Consider the following 21,605-nt stretch of genomic DNA (forward strand, 5'->3'; position numbering starts at 1 on the left):
CACCTATCTTCTTCCCGTCTTATTGCTCGTCAAGCAGCGTCACAATGGTATCATAATCATAATGCGCAGCAGCCTGTCTAAGTTTCTGATAGAGCTCTTCCTCCTTCGCTGGAATGCAATACGCCTCCATTTCCGTAAAAATATCTTCCAGGCGGTCGCAGTCCATTTCCTCTGCCGCCGCCCGCAATTCTTCGTAAACACTTTCCATCAGCTCTTTATCTGCCTCTGGCTTTTCCGCCTCCAGCGCAGGCTGTCCACTGCCAAAGACCACCGCGAGCTGCGCCTTGAACCCCCGATACGTCTCAAGAAAATCCGCATGACGCGCCCGGATATAGTCCATATTCCCGGCCTTGCCCGCATTTTCCAGCAGCTGTGCTTCTTCGCCAAAGTCCTTGGCTCCGATAATCCTTGCCGAACTCTTGAGCGCATGCACCTTGATGGTATAGTCGTTTAGATTGCGCTCGGCATAGAAGCCCTCGATGACCGCAGCCGTTTCCTCAATGGAATCATAGAAAATCTTCAAAAGCGGCAGATAACCTTCCACAGAACCACTGTTTTTTATACCAAGCGCAAGATCCAGCCAGGCTAGTCCCTTGAGCGGGGCCAGGCTTTCCGGTATCGCCAGCGTTTCCTGCTGCACGGCCGCTTCTGCTCCTGCCGCCCGAATTTTCCCTTCTGGCAGATAGTCAAGCAGCATATCTTCCAAGCGGCCTGCATCAATGGGTTTGGTCAGATAGTCATCGAAACCAGCCGCGATATATTGCTCTCTTGCACCAGAAATCGCATTGGCCGTAAGGCAAATTACCGGCGTATCCCTGTTTGCCCCATCTTCTTGCTGCTTCAGTTCCTGCAAGGTTTCGATCCCATCCTTGTGCGGCATCATATGGTCAAGGAAAATTATGTCGTATTTCTTCGCTTGAGCCAGCAGCAGCCCTTCATCGCCACTGCCCGCTGTATCGACCTTGATTTTCGTCTTCTTGATAAGACTTTTGAACACGGTCAGATTCATCGGATTGTCATCCACCATCAGGACCGCAGCCTCGGGTGCCGTGAATTTCTCCTGATATTTCTTATGGCCTTTGAGCAGTGCCTGATACGCGGCTTTGTAGTCGCCCAACGGCTCCCACTTGACCACGCGCTGCCGCAGCTTGAAGGAAAACGTCGAGCCCACACCATACGTGCTTTCCACTTCCAGGATAGACCCCATCTTTTCCAGCAGGTTCAGTGTGATGGCCAGGCCAAGCCCTGTGCCTTCTATGTTGCGGTTGCGCCTTTCTTCAATACGCTCGAACTTGGAAAACAGTTTTGCCCTGTCCTCCGGCTTGATACCAATGCCAGTGTCCTTGACAGCCACCACCAGCAGCACACTGTCCGGCGCATCTGCAATGCGCTCGAAACTTACGGTAAGCGTCACACTGCCTTTTTCCGTATATTTCACCGCATTGGTCAGGATATTCGTGATGACCTGTTTGACGCGGACCTCATCGCCGACGAGGCATTTGGGCGTTTCCTGATCGAAATCCACCACAAGAGTAAGTCCCTTGGCGTCAGCGCGGGTATGGATCATATTCACCAAATCGTTCAGCATGGAGGAAAGATCATACTCGACCGGGAGGATTTCCAGCTTTCCCGCCTCGATCTTGGAAAAATCAAGGATATCGTTGATAAGCCCCAGCAAAGTATTGCCCGCTGTACGGATATTTTCTGAATACTCGATAACATTCGGCTCACTGCTCTCACGCAGGATCATCTCGTTCATCCCAAGCACCGCATTGATTGGCGTGCGTATTTCGTGCGACATATTCGACAGGAACGCCGACTTGGCTTCGTTAGCTGCGGCTGCATTTTCTGCTTTCTGGTTATACTCCTGGGCCAGCCGGGCCTTCTGCTCATAATGGGTCATAATAAACAATAGGATAGAAACCACCAGCAACAGCACAAAAATGGTCAAGACCAAGGTTCTCCTAAGCTGGGCAAAGGTGTAGGTCGCATCAAACACCGACAGGCAGCGCCAGCTGTTGGCCACGGGCATCGTATAAACGATGTACTCCGCATCGCCATACCGGAGGGAAAAATATCTTTCCTCCGAAGAGCGCAGCTTATCGACCAGTGCCCGGCCGAACGTGTCTTCCTCGTTAAGATAGCTTTTCCCCACTTCCCCACGGTCGGAATGGGCTACCACCTGGTAGTTGCGGTCAATGACAATTTCAATATCCGAATCGCCATTCGCCGCCAGTTCCTCCGTCATATTCTGCAGGTACCCCAGCGAAAAATCCATCGCCGCTACACTTTTCACATCACAAAGCGACTTGGCCAGCGTAATCATCATCGTATTGGTTTTCGCATCAAGATAAGGGTCGACGACAGCGACCTGTCCGATGTTTGCGATTGCACTGTCATACCAGGGACGTTTCTGCGGGACATAGCCAACATAAGGCGTCCAGCCGGTTCCATCGAGGAAAACACCCTCTACGACAGCATATATCCCCTCCGAATTTCCCTTGGTGATATGCTCGGTAGCAGCCGACTGATTCCGCAGGAATTCAAGTATCTCCTCGTGGGAGCGCCCTTTGCGGATCATGTCATCCATGGTGTAGGAGGCCACACTTATGATATCCACGCCTGTGGAAAGATATGCATTGATCTGATTGGCTGATTTGGTAGCAATAAGTTCCCGTTCGGCGATGATATTCTGTTTCATCTCCGACTGAAGCATCGTGTAATAAGCCATGACCACTGCCAGGAAAAACAAGAGGATAATCGTTGTCACGTCTACCCGCTTCAGGACAGAATCGGCTTTTTTCCTTTTTTTTGCATCCATTTTCTTCCTCCTGACAGAGCTAGCGGACAATCATAATATCGCTTTCAAACCACTTTTGGGATAATTTTCCCAACGTGCCATCCGCCTTCATTTCACTGAGGATTTTTTGCACTTTATTGCGCAGCTCTTTGTCATTTATACGGAAGCCTATCGCCAAATCCTCTTCGCTAAGGCTGTCCGGGAGGATAAAATAACGGTCTTTGCTCGAACGGATAAAATAAAAGGCGGCCAGCGAATCCACCAGTCCTGCATCAAGCTTTTTCTCCCTTACCTGTTGAAGGACTGCCATATTATCTGCCAGTGGAACGACGGTGACCTCCTTGTATAGTTCCGACGCCTGAAGGGCATCAAAGGTAGTGGAACCAATCTGTACCCCCAATACCTTTCCTTTGAGATCACGCATCCACATAATGCGGCTATCGCCACGAACGACAAAAACCAGATTATCGTTGACATATGCTTCCGACAGGCACATAGTTTCCAGCGGCTGCGGGAGCACCGACATACTGGCGATGCAGTCTATCCTGCGGCTATCCAGCTCCGCTTCCTTGTCGTTCCAGGCGATGGGCTGCATCACACACGCAACGCCCATCCGGGAGCAAATCTCACGGGCCAAATCGATGTCAAATCCGACCAGCTCACCATCATCATTCGTATAACTCATCGGCGGAAAACTAGCATCCACGCCAAAGACAAACTGCCCGCTCTCCATTACCGTTTGCAGGGAAACATCCTGCCTATGAACCGTCTCCTGTCCGCTGCCCTTCCAGGCAGCTATGACAAATGGCAATAAGACTGCGCAGGCAGCCAGCACCAGCTTGCCCTTCCATTCCTTGATGCATGGCTTTTCTGCCGGCATATCCTCTGCCTTTTGCCCATCGTAATCCCTGACGATGCGCCGGAGCGTCAGGGAAAGCAGCAGCAGGCCAATCAGATTGGGAAGTGCCATAAGGCCGTTGAGCGTATCCGAGATATTCCAGATATTATTCAGGAATTCATAGCCCGAGGCGTCAAATAACTGCAGGCCTGAAGCGCCAAAGATTATCATCACCAGCAGCAATAGTTTCACGACCGACTTAAACCGCACACCCAAGAGATACGTCACTGCCGTCTCTGCGTACCAATACCAGCCGAGGATCGTCGTGACCGCAAAAAGTATCAAGCCGATGGAAAGCAGATACTTGCCGGCCGTTCCCAGCGCCAGTTCAAAAGACCGCAGCGCCAGCTGCGCGCCGGTAAGCTCCGGTGCATACGTCATCGTCCCGGTCACAAGAATGACCAGGCCCGTAATCGTGCAAATGACAAACGTGTCTACAAACACTTCCACAATGCCATAGAACCCCATCTGAACCGGATGGGCACTGCTTGCCGTGGCATAAGCCATCGGAGCAGAGCCCATCCCGGCCTCATTGGAAAAGACACCACGGGCAATGCCGCGCTGGATGGCTTCCATCACACACCAGCCCGCCACGCCTCCTGCCAGGACAGATGGCTCCGGCTGAAAAGCCATCTGGAATGCATTGGCGATAACCGCAGGTATTTGCGCTGCATGCCCCGCCAGTATGATGCCAGCACTTACCATATAAAAAACGATCATAAAGGGAACGACAAGCACAGCTGCCCGGGACAGGCTCGTAAGGCCGCCAATGATGACCAGCCCTACCGCCACGGCCATCATGACGCCGCTGTACAAGTGATCCACATCCCAGCCCATGAAGAGCACCTCGGCGACAGAATTTGCCTGAACGGCCGCCCCCATCCCCCACGAAGCCATGAGGACAAACACGGCAAACAGGACGGCCAGCAGCTTGCCTAACGGTTTCCATATGCCGCCCCATGCCCCGAGCCCATACTCCAGGACATACATCGGCCCGCCACGCCAGTCGCCATGCTCATCCTTTTTGCGGAAATGTACAGCCAGCGTGACCTCCGCAAATTTCGTGCACATGCCAAAGAACGCGGAAATGAGCATCCATACCAGCGCCCCAGGGCCTCCCAGATGAAGCGCTGTTGCCACACCGGCGACATTGCCAGTCCCCACCGTCGCAGCCAGCGCCGTTGCCATTGCCGCAAAAGCAGGAATGGCCTTATCCTCTTCACGTTTCTTCCGGAACCGCATCACTTCCGCTAATGCCGGAAAAAAATATCGGATCTGCGGCAGTTTAAGCAGAATGGACAGATAAATCCCTGTCCCGACCAGCAGGGTAAGCCCCGGAGGTCCCCAGACAAAGTTATTTACCACACCATTGATTTGCATAATGGTTTCCATAAAGTCCCCAGTCTCCCCTCCATCAGCGCGCTCAGAGCTTTGTCTGCAAATAGTTCAGCAGTTTCTCGCGCGTGGTGGATTTGAGGACATAGCCATTCGGCTTGAGCTGCAAGACACGTTCTACCTCTTCCTTCGTGCCGACTCCCGTCAGGAACACCACGGGAATCCCCCGGGTAGACTTTTCCTGCCGCAGCATCTGGAGTACCTGTGGTCCATCGACCACCGGCATAGCATAATCCAAAAGGATCAAGTCCACGGTATTCTTGGCTAATAATGTAATCGCCTGTATTCCAGCGGTGACGATGCTTACCTGATAAACATCCTTCAGCCACTCCCGCACCATTTTCGCATAAGACGGATCGTCATCCACGACGAGTATATGCTTTTTGCGCTTATCCCCCGAGCGCGGCAATATCCCTTCCGTCACCGCCAGTTCCAGTTCTTCCATCTTCAGCGGCCTGTCGAGCCAACCGACATGGAGCATATCGAAAATCCGTCCCGCCAGATCTTCCCGATCCCACTTGTCACCGATTACAAGGATTTCGCCCTTCATTTCATAAATCACGTTATAAATATGCTCGAGCCAGTTGAATTTGAGCCTATCATCCATGATTTTGGTTGGCAAATAGAGTATGAACAGCTGTGTTTCTCTTTCTTCATCGATTTTGGGAATCGTGTCATGTTCCTGCGTGATGATGGAAACCTTGCAGCCCAGTTCCTTGAGCTTACGCTCGATTCCCTTTACCACCACACTGTATTTGCACATGACAATGACAACATTCTTTCGCTTTTCCCCTTGATACTCTTGCGGCTCTTGATCAGCCAGGCTTGCTGCCGGCTGTATCACTGCCGGCGTTTTCTCCTTATTGTCCTTATGGGGGGGGCATTTGTCCCCTGTATTTTCCTTGCTTTCCTCTGACGATTTGCGTTCTTCGATTTCCTCGATTTCCTCGATTTCTTTGTTCTCACTCATATTTTTCACTCCATGTATTCTGCCAGCTAATCCGTCAACTTTTCGCCCAGTCCACTTCCTCATCATCCAAGGCATTGACTACATCTTCCTATTTTCTATAAAGATCATGAAAATCCTGCTTGCCACGAACCAAAGCCTGCCAGAAGATTTTTCCCGTTTCCACAAACACTTTTATAGCTTTAGCAGTATAAAGAGTAAGAAAAGCAAAAACACAGGAGGTGTTACCATGGACAAGCAAATGGAACAGAAAAAAATGGATAACGAAATGCTGGACGCAGTTTCCGGTGGCACGCGGAAAGAGTCTACGGAAATCGTGGCCTTGATCATGAAGCACTTTCCCGGCATATATAAAGAATGCTCGACTATCTTTGGCGGGATTGGCAGCGATTGCGAAAAGATGCTCGCCAAGCTCGGGATAACGGCAGAAACCGGAGCTTTCGACGATAACCTGTATCGGGAAAAGACCACCGGGCGGTATATCCGCCATGAGGAACTGAAATATTGGATTGCCCATGGGTGCAAGGACAATGCCAAACCATGGCGCAACCCCGATATCGAAGTCTGATCCTCTGCGGGACGGAATGGAGGTAATACTATGGACAGGCTGATGAAGCAAATGACTGATAATGAGCTCGACCAGGTTTCCGGCGGCAATGATACGGAGACCCGCGAGATATTGACCTGGATGTGGATTTGCGGCGCTCAGAAGAAAGAGCCGATGGATATCACGGATGCAAACTGCTGGCCGCATGTGCCACAGGCTTTCGTCGAAAAGGCCATCATGGCGGCAACCGGCAGCAAAAGTGCCACAGCGCGCTGCTATTATAACGGCATACGGAATATGAACGGCGCGCCTGACACGCATAACACCTACTCGTATATCGACAGCAGCGGCAAAACAGTAAATCTATCCCATGCTGATGTCATGAAGATGGTCAAGCAGTATTATCCGGCTACGTAGCTATGGGGAAAGGAAGGTGCCAGCCATGAAAAAGACAGCGGCGCAGAAGCTCAATATAGAAGAACTGGAAATGGTGAGCGGCGGATCAAACAATCAGTTGGGTGACATAGAATTCATAAAAGCGCTCTTGAACCGAACGTTCAAAAATGACATATATGACGGGGCCAGGACCATGCATCGGGTGTTTTCGGCAGCCGGCATAACTGTAAAAGGAAATCTTCTGGTGGATGAAGCGGATTATTTCTATAAAGGCAAGAAAATCAAACGCTGCGATGCTTTGATTTTGGTAGCACGGTATGTGGGGAAACCAAGCTTCAATATCAAGCCGTATCTCTAAGCTATCTATAACGCTAGGCAAAAAAAAGGGACTGTTCACACAGTCCCTTTTGCTATTCGTTTATCGTTTGGCAAGTGCTTCCCGCAGCTTGGCCTTCATCAGCCCGGCATCCGGCGTGACGCCCGTCCATCTGACAAAGGCAGCCGCACCCTGGCCGGCGAGCATGCCCTCGCCATTGAGCACACGATGGCCGTACTCGCGTGCCTCACGCAGCAGACGCGTCTCAGCTGGTGTATAGATGATATCGTAGACAAAGGCATCAGCTTTGACTTTTGACCAGTCAACGGGTGGCATGGCGTCAACATGAGGCGTCATACCCAGCGGCGTAGTATTGACCAGCAAGTCAGCGGCTGACAGCTTAGCGGCAAAATCCTCACTTTCCCAATGGCTAACCGTAAGCGTTCCATAGGCGCTGAACTCATCCACCAGCGGCTGCACCTTCTCGGGACTGCGCACGCCGATATGGATGGCCTGCACCCCCGCCTTGAGGAGGCCCCAGACCACGGCACGGGCAGCGCCGCCTGCGCCTAAGAGCACCGCCGTCTTGCCCTGCGGTGCAAAGCCCGCATCCACCAGGGCCTGGATGAAGCCGGTCACATCGGTATTATAGCCCGTCAAATGACCGTTATCGTTGACGACTGTATTGACCGCCCCGATGATGCGCGCGTCCTCGTCGATCGCATCCAGCAGCGGCATGATTGCCGTCTTGTGCGGAATCGTGACATTCCAGCCGCGGAACTGCAGGGCCTTGAGCCCAGCCACAGCCGCAGGCAGGTCTTCCGGGCGTACCGGCAGTGCCGTGTAGACATAGTCAACCCCCGCTTTGCCGATGGCTGCATTCTGCAAGACCGGCGACAAGGAATGTGCAATCGGCCAGCCGATTACCGCAAGATTTTTGGTCGTTCCTGTAAGCATAGCAAATCCCTCCGAATCATGGCACCATCTTCCGCCCCTTGGAAGAAGCTGAGGTCAGGCGTGCTCTTCACGCGTCTTGGACAAGAGCTCCATCTTGAGCTCGTAGTAAGCCGGCGTCATATCGAGATAATGACGGTGCGGATTCTCAAAGCGCTGTTCCTCTTCCCAGATCTCATTCTCCAACTGCTGCTTGACATAGTTGCGGATCTCATCGAGAGTCGGCAGCTCCTCCGTGCGCTTGCCCTGACGCACGTAGAGCTTGCGCAGGTTCTTGATGGTGCAGCCCTCAAACACGCGGTTCTTCCACGGCTTGACCGGGTCGACATAGCGGAACGGCTGGGAAAGGTCGATGGGCTCACCGCAGACCGCGAGCATATCTGCTACGGCATGGCCATCGGCATCGTAGACACGGTAAAGGTCCTTGAGTCCCGGGTTCGTGATCTTCTCGACATTCTCCGAGACCTTGATGCGCGGTGCGAATTCGCCATTCTCGCCGACAGCCGCCAGCTTGTAGACCGCGCCGAATACCGGCTCGGATTTCGCCGTGATCAGGCGCTCGCCGATGCCGAAACTGTCGATGCAGGCATCCTGATTCAGCAGCGACGTCACGGTGAACTCGTCCAGGCTGTTGGAGACGACAATCTTGCAGTCCTCAAGGCCGGCCTTGTCGAGCATCTTGCGCACGCGCTTGGAAAGGTACGCCAGGTCACCCGAGTCGATGCGGATGCCGACGAGGCGCTTGCCCATCGGCTCCAAGACCTCATGGGCCACACGGATGGCATTCGGGATACCCGAATGGATGACATCATACGTATCGACCAGCAGCACCGTCGCATCCGGATACGTCTCGGCATATTTCTTGAAGGCCGTATACTCATCCTTATAGAACATGACCCAGCTATGGGCCATCGTACCCGAAATCGGGATGTTGAACATCTGGCCAGCCGATACCGTAGCCGTGCCGACGACACCGCCGATATAGGCAGCCCGCGCACCATAGGTCGCTGCGTCCATGTTATGGGCCCGGCGGGCACCGAAATCCGACACGGCCCGGCCGTTGGCTGCCTTGACGATGCGGCGCGCCTTCGTCGCGATCAGCGACTGATGGTTGATCTGCGCGAGGATTGCCGTCTCGACGAGCTGCGCGTCGATCAGAGGTGCCACCACCGTGATGCACGGCTCATTCGGATACATGATCGTGCCTTCCGGCAGCGCATAGATATCGCCCGAGAAATGGAAGTTCTCCAGATATTGCAGGAACTCCTCCGAGAAGATCCCCTGCTGGCGGAAATACTCGACATCTTCCTTCGAGAACTCCATGTTCTCCACGTACTCGATAATCTGCTCCAAGCCGGCAAAGATTGCAAAGCCGCCCTTGTCGGGATTCGCACGATAAAAAACATCGAAGGCCACCTGTACGTCCTTATCATGATCCTGGAAATAACCATTCGCCATGGTCATTTCATAAAAGTCCATCATCATGGTAATGTTTCGTTTGTCAAATTGTGTCAAAAAAGACACCTCCTGTTTGCAGCTCAGCCGCATCATAAAAAAATATACAGGACTAATTATATCATTCCGCGCTGGCTATGGCAAAATATTACCGGCAATCCGCACAAAAAACGGTGCATCGCTCCCCGTTCCGGAACGATGCACCGCGCAAGGCCTGATGCTTATCGTCTGCTCTGTCCTGCTTACTCGTAAAATTTCTATCGGCAGCCTCTGCGCTGCTCTTATTCTTTATATCCTGCAGACGGGCAAAGTGTTATATATTTTTTGCTTTTTTTGATTTATTTTTCCAGATGCTTTTTGTACGGCGCTGCTCCCGCATGGGGGGTGCCTGCTGCAGTGACCAGATCCAGGTCTGCATCGTCCATATAGCCCTGCCATTTCTTTTGCCCCGCATTGTCCCGGCGGTGCATAGCCAACAGACGATCCAGCAGCTCCTCCCGTACCGGATGGCAGCGGGAAAAATCGAAGCTCTCCAGTTCTGCCGTCAAACGTTTCTCTTCCATTCTGAACACCTCCCTTTTCGCTTTCGTTCTATTCATTATATCCCTGAACAGCGGAAAGTGTTAGCAAAAATCGCAGTTTTTTCCGATAACGCCGGCAAACTACAACAGCTTCCGCAGCTTCTCCCGTGCCTGCCTGAGTGCTACCCGCACGGAGCTCGGTGCCAAGCCCAATGCTTCTCCTACCTCATTGGATTTCATGTTCAGCCAATAGGTCATCTCCAGGATCTTGCGTTCCCGTTCCGTCAAGCGCATCAAGGCTGCCTGCAGCTCCTCACTGCGCTCCTGCGTCAGATACTGGTTTTCCGGCGTTTCTTGTGCCGGGTCGGCAGGATCGAACTCCTCAGCCCAGGGCACATGGGCCGTATACGCCTTACTGCCATAATACTTGTTCATCGTATTCTGCGCGATGCGGAAGAGCCAGGTCGAAAACGCTCCCTTCGCCGGATCATAGTCCTTCAGATGCTGGTACATCTTCACGAAAATATCACTGACCAATTCATCGGTCAACGAGCTGTCCTTGGTCTTCCCGAGCAGATGGCGATAGATGCGCGGGAAGAAATGCTCATACAGTTCCGTAAAAGCACCTTCATCCGCGACAGCTGCCTGAGCCAAGCGCCCCCAATACTCACTGTTCTTGTTGTTCGCGATCCCTATGATTTTTGCTGTCATGGTGCATCCTCCTCTGTCGCCGGAGCAAGCTCCGCTTCAGCCAAAGCCTTAGCCGAGCTTGCCCCCTGTTGCTCCGCCGCCACATACCTGGCTGGATCTATCCGCACGGGTACGCCCATGGCCTTCTCCAGCGTCACGCGGCGCAGATTATACTGGTAGAGCGCCGTGCAGTAGTTCGACTGCGCCCGGTTGAACTTTTCCTGCGCATCGTTGAGAGCCAGCAGGTTGTCCACGCCCTCATCGTACCGCACTTGGGCGATCTCATAGCATTCCTCAGCCGTCTCGACCGCAGCTGAGGAATCCGCGATGCTTTCTTCGGCCGCCTTCATCTCGATATAGGCATTGCGTATCTCCACACAGACTGTTTTCCTGGCAGCCTCGGTTTCGGCCTGGCTTTGCGTGACCGTGGCGGCAGCCTTTTGGACGCCGGCCTGGGTCACGCCGTTGTCAAAGATGTTCCAGGCCACCTGCACGCCAGCATCCCAGCCGCCGCCTTCCGTGCCGAACAGCGCCTTCCCCGAAGAAATCTGGCGTTTGACCGAGCCCGAGACCTGCGGCCGATAGCCGGCTTTTTCCGTATCCATCTGCGCCTTGGCCACCTTTTCTGCGTAGATAGCAGCCAGGTAATCCGGCCGATGCTGCAGCGCATACTCCTCGCAGACATGCATGTCCTGCGGATAGGCCTCATACGAAAAGATATCCGTCGGCTGGATCTCAGCATCCAGCGGCAGGCCGATCAGGCTGGCCAGCGAATCCATGGCCACATCGACGGCCCCCTTGGCAGTGACAAGATTCTGCCGGTAATTCGCCAGCTGTACCTCCATCGCCAGCACATCCGCCCGGGCTACGGCCCCCTCTTCGTATTGGGCCTTGATCAATTGCATCTGGTGGTCCGCCATATCCACGGCCCGCTGGGCAATGGCGGCCAGGTCTTTCCGGTACAGCAGGTTCGCATAGGCCTCTGCCGTCTTGAAGCGCACCGTCTGCCGCGCGTTCTCCAGGTTGAGATCGGCCCGGTTCAATTGGTAGCGTCCCTGTTCGATGCGCCCTTCGTTGCGTCCCCCGGTATAGAAGGGGATCGTGAGGCTCCAGCTGTGCGCATAAGAATTATAGTCCGTAAGGCCGAACAGCCCCTTCTGTGCCCCGCGATGCCCTTCCGCGTTCCAGGCCACCACCGGCCCTGTGGCCCGGCGGACACCGGACAGGTTCCAGGCCGCAGCCTCCCTGCCGGCCTCTGCCGCGTCGATCCTTTCATTCGTCGCCAGCGCCATGGCAATGCTGTCCGCCAAGGTCAGCGGGAAAGGCCCCTCTGCCGCATCCACATCTGCAGTTTGCTCAGCAGCTGCTATGCCTGTATGGCAGATCACAGCCCATAAAGCTAGTATAACTAATTTCTTCATCGAAAGATTCACCTCACTACGCTACTTGCCGCTTCACCAGCTCCGCAAAGAGGCCGCCTTTGGCTACCAATTCGTCAAAGGTTCCCGTCTCTGCCACCCGGCCCGCCTCCATGACAATGATGCGGTCACAATTCCGGATGGTGGAAAGGCGATGCGCCACAATGATGCGGGTAGCCTTGAGCTGGTCGAGGCTTTTGGTGACAATCGCCTGCGAGCGGTTGTCCAGAGCGCTGGTCGCTTCATCGAAGATCAACAGCGCGGGTTTCCCCACCAGGGCTCTGGCGATCAGCAGGCGCTGCCGCTGGCCGCCGGAAATATTGCTGCTGCCCTCGCTGATGACGGTCTGCATGCCCATGGGCATTCCCGCGATGTCCTCCGCAATGCCTGCGGCCTCAGCAGCCTGCCAGGCATCTTCCTGGGTGAGCAGCCGGGTTCCCACGATATTCGTGAATATATCCCCGGTCATCAGCTGGCCATTCTGCAGGACCACCCCCATCTGGACACGCACCGAGGGCAGTGACAGCTCCGAAAGATCCTGGCCGTCAAAGGTGATGCTGCCCCGGTTCGGCACCTCAAAGCCCAGGAGCAGGCGCACCAGCGTGCTCTTGCCGCTGCCCGAGCGCCCTACGATCGCTACGTTTTCCCCAGCCGCCACGGAAAAGCTGACATCGGTAAGGACCTCCTTGCCCTCCACTTCCGTCACCCCGCCCTTCTTATCGGGGATGATCTCGGGATAGGCAAAGGACAGGTGGCTGACCTCGAAAGCGCCGGACAGCTTGCCCGCCTCCTTTTTCTCCGCGGTATTCTCGGGCACGGCCTCCAAGATGGGCCGCAGGTTCTCGATCTGGGGCTGGATGGCAAAATACTGGCTGATCAAGCCGATCACACCGCCCACCACTCCGTTGAAGCTGGAATAGGCGGCATTGAAGGCCATGAACTGGGCATAGCCGATGCCCTGCTGGACCGTCGTGCCATCCGGGCCGACCTCATTCATGCCGTAGACAGCGATCCAATAGAGGATCAGCGTGAGCACGAAGGGCTGGATGCTGGAAATGATCGAGGTGTAGTTGTTCTGCCAACGCAGCTTCAAGCTCCAATTCCAATGCTCGCCAAAAGTTCTCGACCACAGGTTATATGCCTGCTCCTCAGCCCCCTGCACCCGGAACTTCGGCAGTCCCGCAAAGATCTGCTGGACAGTACCGGCAGACTTGTTCCCAGCCTCGATGATCTTGCGCTGGAAGAACAGCACCCGCCGCAGGACAAAGGCCACGAACAGGCTGTAAACCAGCCAGACGGCAATGGCTGCCGCCGTCAATTTCAGGCTGTAATAGCACATGAGGAAGATGCTCCAGAACGAAAAGATGAAGCTCAGGATCGAGCCCACGAACTCGCCGGAAGCCAGATTCTTGGCAATGCCGATGCCCGCCATGCGGCTGGCCAGCTCACCCACCGTGAACCGGCGGAAGAACTTGGCCGGCAGCTGCATGAGCCTGCCCCACATGGCAGCCTCGGCAGCGATCTCGATGCGCGTCGAAATGCGCATGACTGCGATGGCGCGGACGATGCCCAGGGACGCAGTGGTGAAGCTCGTGACCATCCAGGCCTGGGTCACCGTCGCCAGCCCCTGCCGGTCATAGATCGGGATGATATCCTGGAAAATGGTTTCCGTGATGAGCGGCGTTCCCAGCGGAATCAGCCCTGCCACCAGACTGCACAGGATGATTGTCCGGTAATCGGCCTTCCAGCATTGCTGGAACATGAATTTGATGAGATCCCATAATTTCAAGGCTCTGGCCGGAAAGCCCGCATAGCACTGGAACGCATCGCTAGCCAGATGCTCCAGCTCCCCGTCGGTGAGGGGGATGCCCTGAGGCTGGCGGCGCAGGATGATGCGATACGACTCCGGCGTCTCCGGCACCAGCGCAGCCAGCTCCTTCTCACTGCTGCCCGGCGGCGTATAAAAGCCCAGGAACACGCCTGTATCCTTCTTGTGCCACCCCTCGGGCAGCTTTACCAGCCGCATCTGCATGTTGCCCTTCTGGATGAGCCGGCGCAGTATCGCCACCGTATCCAGCCCCTTGGCATTCTCGGCATTGATGCTGATGATGTCCGCGGGCATATGCAGCGCCTTGGCAGCCTGCCGCACCACAAACACCGCATCCATGAGCCGCTTGTTCTGCATGGCCGCTTCGTCCTCGCCCAGGTACAGCGGCTCTTCGTCCAGCAGGCTGCGGATGCCGTTTTCCACCAGCATCTTCCTGGCCTTCTCCCGGAGCCGCAGACGGTAGGAAAAGCGCTTATCCTCGGCACCGAACCGCATGCCCAGGAACATGGACAGCACCTGTTCATGCTCCTGGGCATGCGGCCAGCACCTCACGGCAGTCCGTGAACTCTGCCATCATGCCGCCCTGCTGCCACAGCTGCAGCATGTCATCCCCTTTGTCCGCCAGTGCCCGCAGCCAGGGAATCCGTATCAGCCCCTTGAACCAAGCCTCGATGAGCTCTGACAAGTCAGCTGCGGGCACCTCCTCCAGCGTGCAGATGCGGTACTCTGCATCCTCCACCGCGTAGATCTGTATGACGATTTCCCCGAACTCGTCATACAGCGGAAAGGCTGCGGCCCCTGCCGCCAGGCCCAGCAGATACGTCTGCCGGAAGGACAGCGGCGCCGGGCCCTCCGCCCCCATCTTGGTGGCGGCATATACTTCCACGGTTCCCGATAACACTTGAAAAAAACATTTATGGTCTTCCAGCAGGAGGCGTTGCCCTGCCAGCAGCTTTCCCTTATTTCCCATGGGCCTCACTCCTCCACATTTTCCCCGTCTTCCTGCTCGCGCTCCTCGATGAGCTGCCGGTAGGGCCCATCGTGCTTCATCATCTCCCGATGGACGCCCCGCTCGACGATCTTGCCCTGGGAAAGGACAATGATCTCATCGCAATCCCGGATGGTGGACAGCCGGTGGGCAACGATAAGGCAGGTACAGCCGCGATGGCGGATGTTCTCCAGGACCTTCTTCTCCGTGATGGGATCGAGGGCACTGGTAGCCTCATCCAGCACCAGGAGAGAGGGATTGACCGCCAAAGCCCGGGCGATCTCCAACCGCTGCCGCTGGCCGCCGGAAAAATTCATCCCGCCCTCGGCCACCTTGGCCCCATAGCCACCTTCCAGTCTCAGTATGTCGTCATGGATACAGGCATCCTTGGCCGCAGCAATGATATCGCTTTTGCGGACCGTATTGTCAAACAGCGCGATGTTTTCCGCCACCGTGCCTGTGATCAGGAAAATATCCTGATCCACCGCCGACAGCGAGCCCAGTATCACCCGGCGCGGCAATCTGCGCCGCGGCACACCGTCAAAGGCCACGGTACCGCTCCACTCCTCATAGAGACCGGTGACGATCTTGGCCAGGGTGGACTTGCCGCTGCCCGATGCCCCCACGACAGCCACCCAGCGGCCGGGACGGACATGCAGGTCGAAATGTTCCAGCAGCGGCTTTTCCAGCGGACTGTACCCGAAGCTCACATCCTCCAGGCAAAGATCCCCCGAAAGCCGCTCCACGGAACAGGTCTTCTTCTGCTCCGCCTCTGCCGGCGGGAAATTCAGGCTATCCACCTCATAGCGGCGCACATCGTTGAGACGCTGCATCTGCATCTCGGTCGTCTGCAGGGTAGAGCCTAACCCCACCAGCGCATTGACCGGAGCCTCAAAGCTCGACATCAGATGCTGGAACGCCATGAACATACCAGCTGTCATAGCCCCCTCCATGATCGAGAAGCCGCCGATCGTCATGATCAGCGCCCCGTTGATGCCCGAAAGCAGTGTCGGCAGGAGCTTGATCGTCATCGCCCACAGCGCCGTCTTCTGGGAGGCCGTAAGGACCTTGGTCTGGTAGCCGGCCCACTTGGTGAAGAAATCGGCCTCATCGCCATTGGCCTTGATGGTCTCGATCATGCGCAGCCCGTTCATGGCTACGCCATAGGCCTTGCCTGCATCCTGCTGGATGCGCATGTTGAGGTCCGTCAGCTGGCGGCGCATGGCAAAAAACAGGATGATCTCTACGGAGCTGAACACCACTCCGATCAAGGTCAAAGTCACGTTGTATTGCAGCAGCAACAGCAGATAGAAGGTGGCGACGAACAAGTCCAACACCGCCGTAGCTGCCGGCCCCGACAGGACACCGGCAATCGACTCGTTGAAGCCCACACGGCCGGCTACTTCTGCCGCATAGCGCTGCTGGAAGAACTGCATCGGCAGCTTCAGCAGATGCCAGAAATAGCTGGACGAATCCGCCAGCGTCAGCTTCCGCTGCCACTGGGTGAGCACCACGGCCCGCAGCCAGGTCATGATGCCCGACAGGATGAACGACACCGTCATCGCCAGGCAGAAATTCATCATCCAGTCCGGATGCTTGCGCGTCAAGATATCATCCAGGAAGATCTGGCTCATGACAGGGCCTGCCAGGCCAGGAATGATGGCGCATAGCTCCAGGATGAAGATGAAGAGTGCCGCCCAGCGGTCCTTCAAGAGCTTGCGGAAGATGTCCTTGAAGACGTTGTAGCGATGCCCCGCCGGACGGAAGGCCGCATTGGGACGGATGTACAGCGCCACGCCGGTATACGAGGTGCGGAATTCGTCGAGGGGGACGGTACGGCGGCCCATCGCCGGATCGTTGAGATAGGCCTTGCCCTTCTCGATGCCTTCGAGCACCACGAAATGATTGAATTCCCAATGGATGATGAGCGGAAACGGCTTCTCCGGTATGAGCTCCAGGATATCGTCCAACCGCCAGCGATAGCCATCCGCATCACAGTTCCGGTTCCGGGCCGCGCGGATCACGCAGCTGGCCTTGGAGCCATCACGGTTCACGCCGCACTCGACGCGCAGCTTCTCCAGGGGGATCCAGAGCCCATAATGAGCCAGTATCATCGCCAAAGCCGCTGCCCCGCATTCCGTCGCTTCCATCTGCAGGACCGTGGGGACTTTGACCCGGGAGCTATGGGAAAACATGTTCTTGATCCTCTGTATCATGCCCTCACCTGTTCCTCAACCATTGGCTCAGCTTGTAGAAAACTTTTTCGATAGGCGGCCGCCGCTCAATGATGATCGAGCCCCGGCAAAAACTACCCGCCGTGATCGGCTTATGCTCGCCCACCGAAGAAGTCCATAGATACCCCGATTCAGAGCCAGGGTCCTTCACTAAATCAAAACTCACTTCCATGACGGCACTGTGCTGGGTCTGGATGATCCACTGGGCCAGCTGCTCATTCCCCAGCGTCTTCTGCATGGTCTGCGGCGTGACAGGATACTGCGACACCGACCGCACAGTCCCTAACAGGCTGCCCGTCTGCGAGGCATCCACCCCATTGGGGACCAATTGGATGGTCTGGCCTCTGGCTACGCGCTTGCCCTTGTCCACGGGAATGTACAGCACGCCCTTCAGGTCGCCGCGGCCATTGTCTACCCGCACACTGACCACAGCCGTCCCACTGCCTACCACACTGCCTTCCTCCGTCATGATCTCATCGATGATGCCATCGTAGGGGGAATAGATATATTCCACCGCTTCCTTCTGGTAACGGCGGGAATCGAATTCGTGGACGCGGTTCACGGCATCCCGGCTGTTGGAAGCCATCTCAGCCCCGTATTGTGCCATGCGCGTGGCCGCTTCGACCTGGACCTGGTTGACGTGTGCGATGAGCTCCCCCTTCTTCACCTTTTCGCCGGGGCGCACATATAATTTGTCCAGGGTGCCCCCCGAGACCGCTGACACCTTCATCACGCCGGACGGGTCCATGATAAGGCCCATCCCATCGGCCTTCACCGTGAAGGAGCCAAAGATCGACCAGATGACGATCGCCAGCAGCATCACCACTACGGAGACAAGGCCCATCCAACCCACCGGTGTAGTTATCGGCAGGACCGTATCGAGCTGCTCAGGCGAGCGCATCTTATCCAGCGCTTCCTGGCTGAAAATCTGGCTGCCGCTGTGGCTCCAGCGCTCCATCGCGCTGCCTGCCGCGGCCTTGTCCTTCTCCTCCGCCTTCATCTGCCCTCATCTCCTTCCAGCGTCACTTCCACCTTGGTGCCGTCGGTGAGGCCCTCAAAGCTTTCGACGACTACCACCTCCCCTGGCTCCAAGCCACGGAGGATCTCGATCTGCTCGTTGTCATCGGTGCCCGTCACCACATCCCGCAGATGGATGATGCCCTCCTCATCGACCACATAGACCTTGCTGTTGGAATTATCGATCATCGCCGCCAGCGGAACCGTCAGGCAACGGTAGGCACGGCCGGTCTGCATCGTCACCTCAGTATAGGTCATCGGCTCCAGCAGCCTTGTCCGGTTGTCCACGGTCCAAACCACCCGGCGCACATCAGCCGGCTCATCAAGCGGCGGCACGATTTCCTTGAGCGTGGCCTGGACCTTCTGGTTCCAGCCCTGATTGCCCGCGGCATATTCCGTATCATACGCCTTGCCGATGGTCCAGCGGTCCGGGAAATTCAAGGTGGAATTCTCCCCCACCACCAAATGACGGGTATCGCTGTCCGCCAGGTTCAGCGAGAACGTCAGCCAGTCAAAATTGCCCACCAGGGCCACAGGTGTCCCCGCCTGGACAAAGGCCCCCTCGTGCTGGTAAACGAGGATCACTTCGCCATCCACTGGCGAGGTGACGGTAAGCCATCCCTCCTGGACCAGATACTGCTCCCGCTGGGCCTGTGCCTCCTGTACGGCTTCCCTTGCCGCCAGATACTGCGCCTCGGCCGCCTCATACTTTTCCTGCGAGGTCGCCTGTTTCGCCAGCAGACGTCCCTGCCGCTGATAGGCACTATATGCCTGCGCCAGCAGTGCCTCTGCCCGGCTCACGGCACTGCCAGCCTGCTGGATCTTCAAGGGGAGCTGCTCGTTAGCCAGGGAAAGGATCGGCTCGCCCCGCTTCACGGTCTTGTTCTTCCCCACATACCACTGCAGGATGCGTCCATCGATGCGGGCCACAGCATCGGTCATGGTATCACTGGTGAAGCGCACCGCAGGCAGTTCCAGCGTGGGATGCAGCTCCCGTACCATGGCCTTGGCCCCCGTGACCTGCAGGGCACGGTTATCCATGCGTCTGGCAATCTGATTCTCATCGCTGTAATTCAGCCAGGCACCGTAGCCGACGATGCCCAGTGCCAGCATGATGATGATGACAATGCCCAGATAAAACTCTTTTTTCATAGTCCCGTTCCTTTCTCCCGCCTGCCGCCTCTCTATTTCTATAAAGATTTCTTCATTTTTTCTTTTTTTCCTCCATTTTGCGCCAAATCCAGCCGAAACAAGCGCCAATAAAAAAAATGGTGCCCGCAAGCACCATTTTTTATCCAGCAGCTCAAAGGATTATCCCGAGCCACTTCCAATAAGTCGCCGCCATGAACATGATCAGGCCGTAGGCAATCACCGTCAGCGGCAGTCCTGTCTTGATGAAGGTCTTGGCCTCGAAGGTCTCCGTGCCGAACGCCACCATGTTCTGCGGCGCATTGACTGGCAGGATGAAGCCGAAGCAGATGACATACTGCAGGATGAGCGTCATGCCGACGACATTGAGCTGGGAATGCTCCGCCGCTCCCTGCAGCACCGAGATGACGATAGGGATCATGGCAGCCGCCAGTGCCGTGGCACTGGCAAAGCCGAGATGGATGACGATCAGGAACATCGCCAGGATGGCAATGATCATGAACGCCGACGTATGGTAAAGGCCAAAGAGATTGACAATCACATGGGCAATCCACGCAGCCGCCTTGGTCGACAGCACCGCCGACCCCAGGCTGATGCCAACGCCGAAGAGCACCAGCGTGCCCCAGCCGATCTTGGCCTGGGCCTCCTTCCACGTCATGATGCCGATGCCAGGCAGCATCATCAGGGTGATGGCCGCCATCGTCGTCGATGACGTATCGAAGGTATGCAGGATCTTCTCCGTCGACCACAGGAACAGCAAGACAACAGATATCCCCATCAGTTTCTTCTCGCTGAGCGTCATCGGCCCTAATTCCCGGAGCTCACGCGCCACCGTCTCCTGGCCGCCCTCGATCTCATCCATCTCCGGCGGCACGAGCTTGAGCAGCAGGAAATAGAGCACCACGCTCATGATAGCTGCGAAGGGAGCCGCCGTCACAAACCAATCGAGCCAGCTGACCGTTGTCCCGAGCTGTTTCTCGATGAACTCCAAGGCAATCATATTCTGGGCCGCAGCCGTCTTGATGCCCACGTTCCAGATGCTGTCCGCCTGGGCGATTGCAATCATCATCACCGCTGAGAACCGGCTCTTGAGGGGCACACCAAAGGCCGCGATGATGCCCATGACAATCGGCACCATGCACGACACCCGCGCCGTGGTGCTCGGCACGAAAAAACTCAGGATAAAGCCGACGAGAATCACCCCCGCCAGGACATTCTTGGTCTTGGCCCCGATCTTGGACAGGATGAACAGGGCCAGCCGTTTATCCAGCCCCGTCTTCATCATGGCCGCCGAAATGAATAGCGCCGCACCGACCAGCGCCAAGGCCGGGCTTGAGAAGCCAGCCATCGCCATCTTCAGCGCGCCAGAGGTCCCGAGCACCTTATCGGGATTCATCATATTCGGCGCCGTGCCCAGCAGGAAGGCCATCAGGGAGATGATGATGGCCGCTGAGACAGGATAAGAAACCGTCTCGAACATCCAGATCACGACCGAGAACACCAAAATAGCCAGCATACGGTGCCCCGTCGTCGACAGATCCGGCGGCGTCGGCAGCAGCAGAATCACCAGCAAAGTCAACAGTCCCAATGGCAAGCCAATCTTTTTCCTCATAAATACGCCTTCCTTTCAAACATAAAAGGGCACACCACGCCCAAGAACTTCTCCTTTCGGCATGATGCACCCCTTTGTGTATATATATATTATATTTTATAGCTCATATGCTTTTTTTATATAATACAGGAAATGCGAACATCTGTCAATTAAAAAAGTGTTACTTTGTAAACCAGCACTTCCCCTTCTCATCCATAGCATATTGTGTTATAGTAGAAAAAGAGGAGGGTGTGACAAAATGCAAAAGCATTTTGTCCACCTTCTTTTTCATGCCTATTTTTACTTTTTAGAGAATAACCGCTGAAAAATGGGCACAAAGCCCCTTTCCCCATAAAACAGTATTTCTACAGATTATGCGGCTTTCTTCAAACGTAACTTTTTTTTATGATATTTATAGAGGTTGTGCCCAATAGAAACCAG

Annotated in this window: 17 protein-coding genes; 3 read left to right on the forward strand and 14 right to left on the reverse strand. The window is 55.6% G+C overall.

Annotated elements, in window-relative coordinates:
* Positions 1–19 precede the first annotated feature (19 nt).
* Genes BM181_RS07550 through BM181_RS07560 form a run of 3 tightly spaced genes read right to left on the reverse strand, consistent with a single transcriptional unit; the run spans position 20 to position 6,063 of the window.
* Positions 20–2,821 (reverse strand): hybrid sensor histidine kinase/response regulator, encoded by a 2,802-nt coding sequence (locus BM181_RS07550; protein WP_075443517.1) that lies wholly within the window; start codon positions 2,819–2,821, stop codon positions 20–22.
* A 19-nt stretch (positions 2,822–2,840) separates the two neighbouring features.
* A complete protein-coding gene (locus BM181_RS07555; protein ID WP_075443518.1) occupies positions 2,841–5,090 on the reverse strand; it encodes an amino acid carrier protein in 2,250 nt (749 codons plus the stop codon).
* Between the two features lie 31 nt (positions 5,091–5,121).
* Positions 5,122–6,063 carry a response regulator gene (locus BM181_RS07560; protein ID WP_075443519.1) on the reverse strand — a complete coding sequence of 314 codons (942 nt, stop codon included), beginning with the start codon at positions 6,061–6,063 and terminating at the stop codon, positions 5,122–5,124.
* A gap of 226 nt (positions 6,064–6,289) precedes the next feature.
* On the opposite strand from BM181_RS07560, the gene BM181_RS07565 reads away from it, so the two are divergent.
* From BM181_RS07565 to BM181_RS07575, 3 genes are read left to right on the forward strand one after another with little or no spacing between them, the layout of a single operon-like run.
* Positions 6,290–6,628, forward strand: a complete 339-nt coding sequence (locus BM181_RS07565) for a hypothetical protein (protein WP_075443521.1) — start codon at positions 6,290–6,292, stop codon at positions 6,626–6,628.
* 30 nt (positions 6,629–6,658) lie between these two features.
* Positions 6,659–7,024: a bacteriocin gene (locus BM181_RS07570; protein ID WP_075443523.1), complete on the forward strand. Its 366-nt coding sequence runs from the start codon at positions 6,659–6,661 to the stop codon at positions 7,022–7,024.
* Positions 7,025–7,049: 25 nt separating this feature from the next.
* Positions 7,050–7,361 (forward strand): hypothetical protein, encoded by a 312-nt coding sequence (locus tag BM181_RS07575; RefSeq protein ID WP_075443533.1) that lies wholly within the window; start codon positions 7,050–7,052, stop codon positions 7,359–7,361.
* Between the two features lie 60 nt (positions 7,362–7,421).
* On the opposite strand, the gene BM181_RS07580 is transcribed toward BM181_RS07575, so the two are convergent.
* From BM181_RS07580 to BM181_RS07630, 11 genes are all read right to left on the reverse strand, one after another.
* Entirely contained in the window at positions 7,422–8,276 is an 855-nt protein-coding gene (locus tag BM181_RS07580) for a shikimate dehydrogenase (RefSeq protein WP_075443535.1), read from the reverse strand.
* Between the two features lie 54 nt (positions 8,277–8,330).
* Complete coding sequence (locus BM181_RS07585) at positions 8,331–9,788, reverse strand: nicotinate phosphoribosyltransferase (RefSeq protein WP_075443537.1); 1,458 nt, start codon at positions 9,786–9,788, stop codon at positions 8,331–8,333.
* 278 nt (positions 9,789–10,066) lie between these two features.
* Entirely contained in the window at positions 10,067–10,291 is a 225-nt protein-coding gene (locus BM181_RS07590) for a hypothetical protein (protein ID WP_075443539.1), read from the reverse strand.
* 99 nt (positions 10,292–10,390) lie between these two features.
* On the reverse strand, positions 10,391–10,960 hold the full coding sequence (locus BM181_RS07595) for an RNA polymerase sigma factor (protein ID WP_075443541.1): 570 nt from the start codon (positions 10,958–10,960) through the stop codon (positions 10,391–10,393).
* Positions 10,957–12,360: a TolC family protein gene (locus tag BM181_RS07600; RefSeq protein WP_075443543.1), complete on the reverse strand. Its 1,404-nt coding sequence runs from the start codon at positions 12,358–12,360 to the stop codon at positions 10,957–10,959. Before BM181_RS07600 ends, BM181_RS07595 begins: the two co-directional genes overlap by 4 nt.
* 16 nt (positions 12,361–12,376) lie before the next feature.
* Positions 12,377–14,692 (reverse strand): NHLP bacteriocin export ABC transporter permease/ATPase subunit, encoded by a 2,316-nt coding sequence (locus BM181_RS07605; protein WP_256211323.1) that lies wholly within the window; start codon positions 14,690–14,692, stop codon positions 12,377–12,379.
* 13 nt (positions 14,693–14,705) lie between these two features.
* The gene (locus BM181_RS07610; RefSeq protein WP_075443547.1) at positions 14,706–15,155 is read right to left on the reverse strand and encodes a hypothetical protein; all 450 of its coding nucleotides are present in this window, start codon (positions 15,153–15,155) and stop codon (positions 14,706–14,708) included.
* Between the two features lie 5 nt (positions 15,156–15,160).
* The gene (locus BM181_RS07615; RefSeq protein ID WP_218150107.1) at positions 15,161–17,389 is read right to left on the reverse strand and encodes an NHLP family bacteriocin export ABC transporter peptidase/permease/ATPase subunit; all 2,229 of its coding nucleotides are present in this window, start codon (positions 17,387–17,389) and stop codon (positions 15,161–15,163) included.
* A 4-nt stretch (positions 17,390–17,393) separates the two neighbouring features.
* Positions 17,394–18,407 carry an HlyD family efflux transporter periplasmic adaptor subunit gene (locus BM181_RS07620; RefSeq protein ID WP_075443549.1) on the reverse strand — a complete coding sequence of 338 codons (1,014 nt, stop codon included), beginning with the start codon at positions 18,405–18,407 and terminating at the stop codon, positions 17,394–17,396.
* On the reverse strand, positions 18,404–19,576 hold the full coding sequence (locus BM181_RS07625) for an efflux RND transporter periplasmic adaptor subunit (protein ID WP_075443551.1): 1,173 nt from the start codon (positions 19,574–19,576) through the stop codon (positions 18,404–18,406). Before BM181_RS07625 ends, BM181_RS07620 begins: the two co-directional genes overlap by 4 nt.
* A 151-nt stretch (positions 19,577–19,727) precedes the next feature.
* On the reverse strand, positions 19,728–21,185 hold the full coding sequence (locus BM181_RS07630; protein ID WP_075443553.1) for a DASS family sodium-coupled anion symporter: 1,458 nt from the start codon (positions 21,183–21,185) through the stop codon (positions 19,728–19,730).
* Positions 21,186–21,605: the final 420 nt, after the last annotated feature.

The sequence above is a fragment of the Pseudoselenomonas ruminantium genome (assembly GCF_900113715.1).
In the GTDB taxonomy this organism is placed as follows: domain Bacteria; phylum Bacillota; class Negativicutes; order Selenomonadales; family Selenomonadaceae; genus Selenomonas_A; species Selenomonas_A caprae.

Excerpts from the sequence above, each read along its gene's own strand:
- BM181_RS07630 (WP_075443553.1), bottom strand. The coding sequence starts at position 21,185 with ATGAGGAAAAAGATTGGCTTGCCATTGGGACTGTTGACTTTGCTGGTG.
- BM181_RS07615 (WP_218150107.1), bottom strand. The coding sequence starts at position 17,389 with ATGATACAGAGGATCAAGAACATGTTTTCCCATAGCTCCCGGGTCAAA.
- BM181_RS07590 (WP_075443539.1), bottom strand. The coding sequence starts at position 10,291 with ATGGAAGAGAAACGTTTGACGGCAGAACTGGAGAGCTTCGATTTTTCC.
- BM181_RS07580 (WP_075443535.1), bottom strand. The coding sequence starts at position 8,276 with ATGCTTACAGGAACGACCAAAAATCTTGCGGTAATCGGCTGGCCGATT.
- BM181_RS07620 (WP_075443549.1), bottom strand. The coding sequence starts at position 18,407 with ATGAAGGCGGAGGAGAAGGACAAGGCCGCGGCAGGCAGCGCGATGGAG.
- BM181_RS07625 (WP_075443551.1), bottom strand. The coding sequence starts at position 19,576 with ATGAAAAAAGAGTTTTATCTGGGCATTGTCATCATCATCATGCTGGCA.
- BM181_RS07605 (WP_256211323.1), bottom strand. The coding sequence starts at position 14,692 with ATGTTCCTGGGCATGCGGTTCGGTGCCGAGGATAAGCGCTTTTCCTAC.
- BM181_RS07600 (WP_075443543.1), bottom strand. The coding sequence starts at position 12,360 with ATGAAGAAATTAGTTATACTAGCTTTATGGGCTGTGATCTGCCATACA.
- BM181_RS07575 (WP_075443533.1), top strand. The coding sequence starts at position 7,050 with ATGAAAAAGACAGCGGCGCAGAAGCTCAATATAGAAGAACTGGAAATG.
- BM181_RS07560 (WP_075443519.1), bottom strand. The coding sequence starts at position 6,063 with ATGAGTGAGAACAAAGAAATCGAGGAAATCGAGGAAATCGAAGAACGC.
- BM181_RS07570 (WP_075443523.1), top strand. The coding sequence starts at position 6,659 with ATGGACAGGCTGATGAAGCAAATGACTGATAATGAGCTCGACCAGGTT.
- BM181_RS07610 (WP_075443547.1), bottom strand. The coding sequence starts at position 15,155 with ATGGGAAATAAGGGAAAGCTGCTGGCAGGGCAACGCCTCCTGCTGGAA.
- BM181_RS07595 (WP_075443541.1), bottom strand. The coding sequence starts at position 10,960 with ATGACAGCAAAAATCATAGGGATCGCGAACAACAAGAACAGTGAGTAT.
- BM181_RS07555 (WP_075443518.1), bottom strand. The coding sequence starts at position 5,090 with ATGGAAACCATTATGCAAATCAATGGTGTGGTAAATAACTTTGTCTGG.
- BM181_RS07565 (WP_075443521.1), top strand. The coding sequence starts at position 6,290 with ATGGACAAGCAAATGGAACAGAAAAAAATGGATAACGAAATGCTGGAC.
- BM181_RS07550 (WP_075443517.1), bottom strand. The coding sequence starts at position 2,821 with ATGGATGCAAAAAAAAGGAAAAAAGCCGATTCTGTCCTGAAGCGGGTA.